Below are 8,985 nucleotides of genomic sequence, written 5' to 3'. Positions count from 1 at the left end.
CCATGTATACTCGGGCCCTTGTCTTGGTCCCTGGATAGTAGAAGATGCAAGAGTATTTGGATTTTGCGGCCCGTAACCCGCTGCTGACCGCAGCCTGGTTGGGTCTGGCTGGCACCCTGGTTTACACCACTGTGCGTGCCCGTTTGTCCCCGGTAAAAACCGTCAACAACCACACCGCGACCCTGCTGATCAACCGCGAGAATGCCACCGTGGTGGATATTCGCAGTCAGGAAGAGTACGCCAAGGGCCATCTGGCCGGTGCCCAGCACCTGCCGCTGACCCAGATCCAGAGCAATAACCTGGGCCCGGTTGAAAAGCATAAAGATGCCCCCATCATAGTGGTGTGCGAGTCGGGAATGACTGCGGGCGGCGCGGGCCGTCAGCTGAGCAAAGCTGGCTTCAAGCAGGTTTATGTGCTCGGCGGTGGCATGGCCCAATGGCGTGCAGAAAATCTGCCGGTAACCAAGAAACGCTGATTTAAGCAGGGCCTGAGCCCACTTATCCATATAACAAGGAATCAAACGAAATGGCTGACGAGATCAACAACCAGGAAGTACAACCGGAATTCCACATCCAGCGTGTTTACACCAAGGATGTCTCTTTCGAAGCGCCGAATACCCCGCACATCTTCCAGAAAGAGTGGCAGCCGGACGTCAAGCTGGATATGGATACCAAGACCAACATCCTGGCTGAGAGCGTGTATGAGGTTGTCCTGACCCTGACCGTAACCTGCAAACTGGAAACCGAAACCGCCTTCCTGTGCGAAGTACAGCAAGCCGGTATCTTCACCATAGGCAACCTGCCGGAGCCGCAACTGGCTCACTGCCTGGCTGCCTTCTGCCCGAACATCCTGTTCCCGTATGCCCGCGAAGCCGTGGCCAACATGGTGAGCAAGGGTTCCTTCCCGCAGCTGAACCTGGCACCGGTCAACTTCGATGCCCTGTTTGCCCAGCACATGGCGCAAGCACAGGCCCAGCAGGCGACTGCGGAAGCCTGATAATGGCTGACCAGATCGCTATCTCGGTCTTGGGGGCGGGGTCTTATGGCTCCGCCCTTGCCATTTCTCTGGCGCGCAATGGTCATCCGACCCTGCTGTGGGGTCACGACCCTGCTCATGTCGCCGAGCTGGAACAAGACCGCTGCAACAAGGCATTTTTGCCTGATGTCCCTTTTCCCGCCGATCTGCAGCTGACTGCGGATCTGCAACGTGCGGTACAAGCTGCCCCCGTGCTGCTGCTGGTCGTGCCAAGCCATGTATTTGGCGATGTGCTGACCCGGATCAAACCCTTCCTGCGCCCCGATACCCGTATCGCCTGGGCCACCAAGGGTCTGGAGCCGGACAGTGGCCGTCTGCTGCAGGATGTGGCCCGTGAAGTGCTGGGTGACGAGATACCGCTGGCGGTGATCTCCGGCCCCACCTTCGCCAAGGAGCTGGCTGCCGGTCTGCCGACCGCCATCTCGGTCGCTTCGACCCACGACGAGTTCGCCGACGATCTCTCCCACCTGCTGCACTGTGGCCGCTCGTTCCGGGTCTATACCAATCCGGATTTCGTCGGTCTGCAGCTGGGTGGGGCGGTGAAGAACGTCATCGCCATCGGTGCCGGCCTCTCCGACGGGCTCGGGTTTGGCGCCAATGCCAGAACCGCGCTCATCACCCGGGGTCTGGTGGAGATGCAGCGTCTGGGTGCGGCGCTGGGTGCCGATGCCAAAACCTTTATGGGGATGGCGGGGCTCGGGGATCTGGTGCTCACCTGTACCGACAACCAGTCGCGCAACCGTCGCTTCGGGCTGGCCCTCGGGGCTGGCAAGGATGTGAACACCGCCATGACCGAGATCGGTCAGGTGGTGGAGGGATATCGCAACACCAAAGAGGTGCATCTGCTGGCGGCCCGCTGCGGCGTCGAGATGCCCATTTGCGAGCAGATCTTCAAGGTGCTCTACGAGGGTAAGAACCCGAAAGAGGCGGCCATCGCCCTGCTGTCGCGAGACAAGAAGGACGAGTAATCTGCCGATTACCCATGCAAAAGGCCCCGCCAGATGGCGGGGCCTTTTCTTTGCTGCAAGGGCTGCAAATCAGTAGTAAGAGTGGTCGCCGCGCTGGTGCTCGGTGGCGTCTTTCACACCGTTGAGCTCACCCGGGAACTTCTCCAACAGCTGCTTCTCGATCCCCTCTTTCAGGGTGTAATCGACCATGGAGCAACCGTTGCAACCGCCGCCAAACTGCAGGATGGCCAGTTTGTCTTCAGTCAGCTCGACCAGGGTGACCTTGCCACCGTGACCGGCCAGCATGGGGTTCACTTCGGACATCAACACGTACTCGATGCGCTCGATCAGCGGCGCGTCGTCGGCCACTTTACGCATCTTGGCGTTCGGTGCTTTCAGGGTGAGCTGGGAGCCCATCTGGTCGGTCACGAAGTCGATGGTGGCATCCACCAGGAAGGGGGCGCTCAGGGGATCGACCATGCAGTCGAAGCCGCTGAAGGGCAGGTGTTGATCTTCCGGGTCCACGGCATCGGGCGGGCAATACGATACGCCACACTCGGCATTCTGGGTTCCCGGATTGACCACAAACACCCGGATATTGGTGCCATCAGGCTGTTTTTCCAGCAGTTTACGGAAATGGGCCTGGGCGGCGTCGGAAATGCTGATCATCACTATCCTCATAAACCTGAGTGTACGACTAGGGTATTCATGATAACGCGGTTATTAATGCTTGGGTAGCATGCCGATGTCTACTTGCTGTGCCGCAGGGTACGACAGATCGCCCACACTTCTACGTTTGTGATGCCGCTCTCATGGAGCAGACGGCTGAGCTGACCGGCGGTGGCGCCTGTGGTCACAACGTCATCGAGCAGGGCGACATGATGGTATTGGTGGGAGCGGATCCGGAATGCCCCGCGCAGATTGCGCCGCCGCTGCCCGGCGCTCAGGGTTGTTTGTTGCGGGGTCGCCTTGATGCGCTGCAACAGGGTGTTGTCGCAGGGAATGGCGGTGAACTCGCCAAGGGCTTGCGCGATCTCCTCCGCCTGATTGAACCCGCGCCGCCACTGCCGCCACCAGTGAAGGGGAACCGGAATGATCGCTTCTGGCGGCTCGCGGCTATCCAGATGATCGGCCAAGAGGCGTGCCAGTAGCGGCGCCAGCAGGATCTGGCCGGAATATTTGAGCCGGGGGATCAGCATGGGGTAGGGGGTTTGGTAGTCGCCGATCACCTGCAACCGCTCCCAGGGGGGAGGTCTGCGCTGGCAGCGGCCGCAGACCGGTATGCTCTCCTCTATATAGTCAGTCAGCGGTGCGGCGCAGAGGCGGCATCTCGGCTGTGACTGGTGCAGCGCCTGCCGACACCAGCTGCAGAGCAGGGGCTCGTTGTCGCAAGGCTGATGGCAGAGCAGGCAGCTCCCTTGCCAGTCACCGTGGCTGCCTAGCAGCGGGCTTGCTTTAGCGAGCAGTCGCTTTAACATGCTGACCCCAAGAGCATGAACAGGGATCTTGAGTCTAGATGAGCATATCGGTAGAGCAGTTTGGCCAGGGGCCAGATTTGGTGCTGTTGCACGGGTGGGGGATGAACGGTGCGGTCTGGCATGGTGTTGCCCAACAGTTGGCGCCCCACTATCGGGTTCATCTGGTGGATTTGCCCGGCTTTGGCAACAGCCCGCTGGCAGACGAGGTGGATTACAGCCTGCCCTGGCTTGCCGAGCAGGTGGCCGCCATCTTGCCGCAGAAGTGCCATCTGCTTGGCTGGTCGCTCGGCGGTCTGGTGGCAAGCCAGTTGGCGCTGACGCATCCCGATCGGTTGCACTCCCTGATCACGGTAGCCAGCTCTCCCTGTTTCATGGCCCGCGATGAGTGGCCGGGGATCGCCCCCAAAGTACTGACCGGTTTCAACCAGATGCTGGCAGGGGATTTTCGCCAGACCATAGAGCGCTTTCTGGCGATCCAGGCAATGGGCAGTGAACATGCCCGGGACGATATCCGCCAGTTGCGCCACTGGCTGGCCGAGCGCCCGGCGCCCCAGTTTGCCGCACTCGAGGCCGGGCTGACGCTGTTGGCCGAGATTGACCTACGCGAACCGCTGCGGGAGCTGGATCTGCCCTGGTTGCGGATCTATGGCCGACTGGATTCATTGGTACCCAAGGCCGCCATTCCCCTGCTGGATGATCTCTACCCTGCCAGCCGCAGCGTGACCCTTAATAAGGCCTCACACGCACCTTTTATCTCCCATCCTGACGAATTCATTGAAATCGTTCGAGATTTTGTTGGCTAAAAAATAGCCTGCAAGCTTCATTAATCCTCTGGTCTGGCGGATAATTAAGCTGTGACCAGAGGAGTAACACCATGCGTATTGATTCTGCTTTCAACAGCGGGGTACAGGGATTTCAGCGAGCCGAGCAGATTGCCGACAAGGCATCCAGTCAGATCGCCCGCCTCAACACCCCCAGCGGGGATCAGGTGCAAGTGACTGATGAGCTTGTCAATCTCAAGGTGGCCGAGCAGCAGGCTGGCGCTTCCGCCAAGGTAGTGCAGACCGCCAGCGATATGATGGGAACCCTGATCGACATCCGGGTGTGAGATGAACATCAATGTCAGTCTGCCTCCCCTTATCCCGACACAGCTGCAACCCCAGGTGGAAGCGGCGAGGACGGATAATCGCCGGGCAGAACTGATCCCACAGGCACGAGCGGGCCAAGCCTCCGTTGCCGAATCCGAAGTCGGCTCCCAGAAAGAGAAATCCAAAGCCGGTCAGGCCTCCAGCAATCAGAGCTCCCAGAATAGCCGTGAAACCGGGCAATTAGCCCCGACGACACTGCCAGACAATCGCTTTGTCGAGGCCACCGGCGAGGATGGGCAGCGCAAGCAGCAAGATCCCAAACAGCAGGAGCAGCAACAGCGGCAAGAGCAGCAGGTTCAGGATCTTGTCGAGCGTGACAAGGAGGTGCGCACTCACGAGCAGGCGCACCAGTCTGCGGGTGGAGAGTACGCCAGCTCGCCCACCTATCAGTTTACGCAAGGGCCGGATGGCAAGCGTTATGCGACGGGTGGCGAAGTCCAGATCGATACCAGTGTCGTACCCGGTGACCCTGCCGCTACCATCGCCAAGATGCAGCAGATCCGCTCTGCAGCGCTGGCGCCTGCCGAGCCTTCCGCGCAGGATTTGGCCGTTGCACGCAGCGCCGCCGCCAGTGAAGCCAAGGCGCGCAAAGAGCTGATGGCCGAGCAGAGCGCGAAATCGGGCGGTGTGCTGAGTGCCTATATGGACAAGCGCAACAGCGTCATCGCGGGCCACTATCAACAGGCTGTCAGCCCGGCTTCTACCCTGTCCCTCAGTCTGCATATCTGAATCACCCTCGCCAAACTTTCAGCTGCTTTGCCTGTTTTGCAACTAACCTGAAGATCAGGCCCATTCCAATTTCACAGGAGCTGTCATGCATTTCGATGAAGTCAAAGCGGAAGATTTCACCACCTTCTCCCGTGTACCGCCCCCCCACCTGCAGATGGAGCAATTTCTGATGCAGCTCGGAGGAGGAGGAACTGAAGGAACCAGTTTTAAGAAGAAAGTGATGCTGGCGGCTGGCTGGAGTCACACCGGCGTCGTCTCTTACGGCAAGTATCCGCAAGAGGCCTGCAAGGCATTCAACCGACTGCGGGAGGTGCTGGCCCAGCATGGAGAGCCCGAGAGCATTCTTGCTGCCCTGACGCAGTGATCCTGAGCTTCGCGTGTAAAAAAGCCCCTTGCGGGGCTTTTTGCATTCAGAGGCGTTCCGGACGGTTTCGTTACTTTTTCGCTTTGGAGAGCGCCGCCGCGAAGGCGTTGCCCATGGCACCACCCATAGGGGCGCTTTGGCGCGGCTCATTTCTTGGTTTGGCGTTGCCAGCACTGCTGTTGCGCGCTTCAGCCGACTTGCGGGCGGGTTGCCCTGCCTTTTCGTCGAGGCGCATGGTCAGGCTAATCCGCTTGCGCGGGGCGTCCACTTCCAGCACCTTGACCCGCACAATGTCGCCCGCCTTGACCACCTCACGGGGATCCTTGACGAAACGGTCGGTCAGGGAGGAGATGTGCACCAGCCCGTCCTGATGAACACCGATATCGACGAAGGCACCGAAGTTGGTGACGTTGGTGACCACCCCTTCCAGCACCATCTCGGGCACCAGGTCGCTGATCTGCTCCACCCCTTCCTTGAAGGTCGCGGTTTTGAACTCGGGGCGCGGGTCGCGGCCCGGCTTGTCCAGCTCGCCGATGATGTCGGTGACGGTAGGTACGCCGAATTGCTCATCGGTATAGTCGGCCGGTTTCAGGCTGCGCAGCAGGCTGCTGTTGCCGAGCAGGCTCTCAACTGTCTGCTCCAGCTTGGCGAGGATCCGCTCCACCACCGGATAGGACTCCGGGTGTACCGCCGAGCTGTCGAGGGGATTGCTGCCGCCGCGAATGCGCAGGAAGCCGGCACACTGTTCGAAGGCTTTGGGGCCGAGTCGGCTCACTTTCAGCAACTGCTGACGGCTCTTGAAGGCTCCGTGCTCATCCCGGTAGGCGACGATGTTCTGGGCCAACGTTTGGGAGAGGCCGGAAACCCGGTTGAGCAGGGCGACCGAGGCGGTGTTCACATCGACCCCGACCGCGTTCACGCAATCCTCAACCACGGCATCCAGCCGGCGGGCCAGCTGGCTCTGGCCGACGTCGTGCTGATACTGGCCCACCCCGATACTCTTGGGATCGATTTTGACCAGTTCGGCCAGCGGGTCTTGCAGGCGGCGGGCGATGGAGACGGCGCCACGGATCGAGACGTCGAGATCCGGGAACTCCTGAGAGGCAAGTTCGGAGGCGGAGTAGACCGAGGCTCCTGCCTCGCTCACTACTATCTTCTGCGCTTTGGCGGCGGGGTAGCGCTCGAACAGATCGCTCACCAGTCGGTCGGTCTCCCGCGAGGCGGTGCCGTTGCCGATGCTGATGAGCTCGACCTTGTGTTTCTGGCACAGCTCTCTCAGGGTCTTGAGGCTTTGATCAATCTGGCGTTTTGGTTCGAACGGATAGATGGTGGCGTGATCGACCAGCTTGCCGGTGGCATCCACCACGGCAACCTTGACCCCAGTGCGGATGCCCGGATCCAGCCCCATGGTGCAGCGCATGCCCGCCGGGGCCGCCATCAGCAGATCCTTGAGGTTCATGGCGAACACCTTGATCGCCTCCTCCTCTGCCGATTCGCGGATACGGCCGATCAGCTCGGTCTCCATCTGAAGCAAGCGACAACTTGATCTTCCAGGTCCAGCTCACCACCCCTTGCAGCCATTTGTCGGCCGGGCGGTTCTGCAGATTGAGCTTGAGGTGGTGGGCAATGATCCCTTCGCAGGGGCTGGCACTCTCATCGTCACCGGTTACCAGCGCCAGATTGAGGATCCCTTCATTGCGGCCGCGCAGCATGGCCAGCACCCGGTGGGAGGGGGCCTTGTGCAGGGGTTCGTCGTGTTCGAAATAGTCCTTGAACTTGGCCCCTTCCTGCTCCTTGCCTGCCACAACGCGGGCGCGCAGGGTGGCATTTTGCCACAGGTAGTCGCGCAGCTTCTCCAGCAGGTCGGCCTGCTCGGCGAAGCGTTCCATCAGGATATAGCGGGCGCCGTCGAGGGCTGCTTTGCTGTCGGCAATGCCCTGTTCGGGATTGAGGAAGGTGGCTGCAGCTTGCTCGGGATCCTGCATCGGGTCGCTGAGCAGCAGATTGGCCAGCGGCTCCAACCCGGCTTCGATCGCCATCTGCCCCTTGGTGCGGCGCTTGGGCTTGTAGGGGAGGTAGAGATCTTCCAGTCGGGTCTTGCTGTCGGCGCCATTCAATTCGCGCATCAGCTCGGGGGTCAGCTTGCCCTGCTCTTCGATGGAGCGAATGATCACCTGACGGCGATCTTCCAGTTCACGCAGATAGCCGAGGCGGCTCTCCAGAGTACGTAGCTGGCTGTCGTCCAGACCGCCGGTCACCTCTTTACGGTAACGGGCGATAAAGGGCACGGTCGAGCCTTCATCCAGCAGGCGCACTGCGGCCTGCACCTGCTCCGGGCGAGCATTGAGCTCACCGGCAATCTGTCTCTCTATGGTTTGCATCATGATGTTGTTGAGGGCCTCTGTGGTCGAGTCCGCGCCATCAGGCGCCAAGTGTGAGCACTATATGGGGTCGTGTTGCGGGATGCCACCCTGCGCCGGGGTCTGCACCCGTCAGACTGATAAGTCGCAGGGGAGAGCGCATATCTTGCCATTGCACCTGTGACTCAGGATGTGCCTGTGGCAAGCAGCTCACCAGTAGTCCGGCTATTTGGGGTAGCTGATCTCGTTGATATACCAGCAGACGTCACCAACTGGCGTACGGACGATGGCTTCATCACCGACCTCTTTCTTGAGCAGGGCGCGGGCCATGGGGGAGTCGATGGAGATGTAATCCTTGCGCTCGAAGATCTCGTCATAGCCGACGATGCGAAAGCGCTTGGTCTCGCCCTCTTCGTTTTCCACCTCGACCCAGGCGCCGAAGAAGACCTTGCCCTCCTGCGCGGGGGCATAGTCGACGATCCCCAGCTCTTCGAGGCACTTGCGCAGGTAACGCACCCGCCGATCGATCTCCCGCAGCCGCTTCTTGTTGTACTGGTAGTCGGCATTTTCGCTGCGATCCCCAGACTGGCGGCCCATGCCACCTTCTTGGTGACCTCGGGGCGCTCCTGGCGCCAGAGGAAATCGAGCTCTTCTTTCAGCTTGTTGTAGCCTTCGCGGGTGATCAGCTTTGTCTTCATGGTGATGCGGACCTGGTCAAAGAGGGGTATTCATCGCTAACTGCTCCGGAATATTAGCTTTTGTCCTCTTGCTGTCGAGGGAAATCGTGATGGCTCGGCTGGCGCCATTCAGGGAGTCGCTGGCCAGCGCAGTGACTTGATGGCCTTCACGCTCTGATCATGGGTAATAACCGGTAACATATTTGTGCTTTGCTCCCGCTATATCCCCCCCTAGTATTGGGGGCA

General features: G+C 60.3%; 9 protein-coding genes and 2 pseudogenes. 7 read left to right on the top strand and 4 right to left on the bottom strand.

The genetic code is table 11. The annotated features are described in order from the left end of the window. The first annotated feature begins 44 nt into the window (after positions 1 to 44). Genes ACTG1K_RS23365 through gpsA form a run of 3 tightly spaced genes read left to right on the top strand, consistent with a single transcriptional unit; the run spans position 45 to position 2,004 of the window. Positions 45 to 476: a rhodanese-like domain-containing protein gene (locus ACTG1K_RS23365; protein WP_005340640.1), complete on the top strand. Its 432-nt coding sequence runs from the start codon at positions 45 to 47 to the stop codon at positions 474 to 476. 50 nt (positions 477 to 526) lie between these two features. Beyond that, entirely contained in the window at positions 527 to 997 is a 471-nt protein-coding gene (secB, locus tag ACTG1K_RS23360) for a protein-export chaperone SecB (protein ID WP_042054222.1), read from the top strand. A gap of 2 nt (positions 998 to 999) precedes the next feature. Further along, positions 1,000 to 2,004 (top strand): NAD(P)H-dependent glycerol-3-phosphate dehydrogenase, encoded by a 1,005-nt coding sequence (gpsA, locus tag ACTG1K_RS23355; RefSeq protein ID WP_005356865.1) that lies wholly within the window; start codon positions 1,000 to 1,002, stop codon positions 2,002 to 2,004. Between the two features lie 69 nt (positions 2,005 to 2,073). Here the strand turns inward: gpsA and nfuA are convergent, their stop codons facing one another. Both nfuA and ACTG1K_RS23345 read right to left on the bottom strand, forming a co-directional pair. Further along, positions 2,074 to 2,652, bottom strand: coding sequence for a Fe-S biogenesis protein NfuA (nfuA, locus tag ACTG1K_RS23350; protein WP_005340636.1), 579 nt, complete (start codon positions 2,650 to 2,652; stop codon positions 2,074 to 2,076). Between the two features lie 80 nt (positions 2,653 to 2,732). After that, positions 2,733 to 3,461 carry a ComF family protein gene (locus tag ACTG1K_RS23345; protein WP_440004740.1) on the bottom strand — a complete coding sequence of 243 codons (729 nt, stop codon included), beginning with the start codon at positions 3,459 to 3,461 and terminating at the stop codon, positions 2,733 to 2,735. A 38-nt stretch (positions 3,462 to 3,499) separates the two neighbouring features. On the opposite strand from ACTG1K_RS23345, the gene bioH reads away from it, so the two are divergent. The 4 genes from bioH (at position 3,500) to ACTG1K_RS23325 (ending at position 5,702) form a co-directional block, all read left to right on the top strand. Further along, on the top strand, positions 3,500 to 4,264 hold the full coding sequence (gene bioH / locus ACTG1K_RS23340; RefSeq protein WP_425856567.1) for a pimeloyl-ACP methyl ester esterase BioH: 765 nt from the start codon (positions 3,500 to 3,502) through the stop codon (positions 4,262 to 4,264). Positions 4,265 to 4,335: 71 nt separating this feature from the next. Further along, positions 4,336 to 4,569 carry a flagellar basal body rod C-terminal domain-containing protein gene (locus ACTG1K_RS23335; protein ID WP_075113715.1) on the top strand — a complete coding sequence of 78 codons (234 nt, stop codon included), beginning with the start codon at positions 4,336 to 4,338 and terminating at the stop codon, positions 4,567 to 4,569. Between the two features lies 1 nt (position 4,570). Continuing rightward, the gene (locus tag ACTG1K_RS23330) at positions 4,571 to 5,338 is read left to right on the top strand and encodes a putative metalloprotease CJM1_0395 family protein (protein WP_439971415.1); all 768 of its coding nucleotides are present in this window, start codon (positions 4,571 to 4,573) and stop codon (positions 5,336 to 5,338) included. 85 nt (positions 5,339 to 5,423) lie between these two features. Then, positions 5,424 to 5,702 (top strand): hypothetical protein, encoded by a 279-nt coding sequence (locus tag ACTG1K_RS23325; protein ID WP_005355353.1) that lies wholly within the window; start codon positions 5,424 to 5,426, stop codon positions 5,700 to 5,702. A 70-nt stretch (positions 5,703 to 5,772) separates the two neighbouring features. On the opposite strand, the pseudogene ACTG1K_RS23320 reads toward ACTG1K_RS23325, so the two are convergent. Then, a pseudogene (locus ACTG1K_RS23320) lies at positions 5,773 to 8,086 on the bottom strand (Tex family protein). 201 nt (positions 8,087 to 8,287) lie between these two features. Further along, a pseudogene (gene greB / locus ACTG1K_RS23315) lies at positions 8,288 to 8,760 on the bottom strand (transcription elongation factor GreB). Between the last annotated feature and the right edge of the window lie 225 nt (positions 8,761 to 8,985).

Origin of the sequence: Aeromonas sp. 102P (assembly GCF_051920345.1) — a bacterium.
GTDB classification, from domain to species: Bacteria; Pseudomonadota; Gammaproteobacteria; order Enterobacterales; family Aeromonadaceae; genus Aeromonas; species Aeromonas veronii.
The sequence above is the reverse complement of the archived record's forward strand: the minus strand, read 5'-3'. Positions and strand labels throughout refer to the sequence as shown.

Coding starts and splice junctions, on each gene's coding strand:
- ACTG1K_RS23365 (WP_005340640.1), top strand. CDS start 45: ATGCAAGAGTATTTGGATTTTGCGGCCCGTAACCCGCTGCTGACCGCA.
- secB (WP_042054222.1), top strand. CDS start 527: ATGGCTGACGAGATCAACAACCAGGAAGTACAACCGGAATTCCACATC.
- gpsA (WP_005356865.1), top strand. CDS start 1,000: ATGGCTGACCAGATCGCTATCTCGGTCTTGGGGGCGGGGTCTTATGGC.
- nfuA (WP_005340636.1), bottom strand. CDS start 2,652: ATGATCAGCATTTCCGACGCCGCCCAGGCCCATTTCCGTAAACTGCTG.
- ACTG1K_RS23345 (WP_440004740.1), bottom strand. CDS start 3,461: ATGTTAAAGCGACTGCTCGCTAAAGCAAGCCCGCTGCTAGGCAGCCAC.
- bioH (WP_425856567.1), top strand. CDS start 3,500: ATGAGCATATCGGTAGAGCAGTTTGGCCAGGGGCCAGATTTGGTGCTG.
- ACTG1K_RS23335 (WP_075113715.1), top strand. CDS start 4,336: ATGCGTATTGATTCTGCTTTCAACAGCGGGGTACAGGGATTTCAGCGA.
- ACTG1K_RS23330 (WP_439971415.1), top strand. CDS start 4,571: ATGAACATCAATGTCAGTCTGCCTCCCCTTATCCCGACACAGCTGCAA.
- ACTG1K_RS23325 (WP_005355353.1), top strand. CDS start 5,424: ATGCATTTCGATGAAGTCAAAGCGGAAGATTTCACCACCTTCTCCCGT.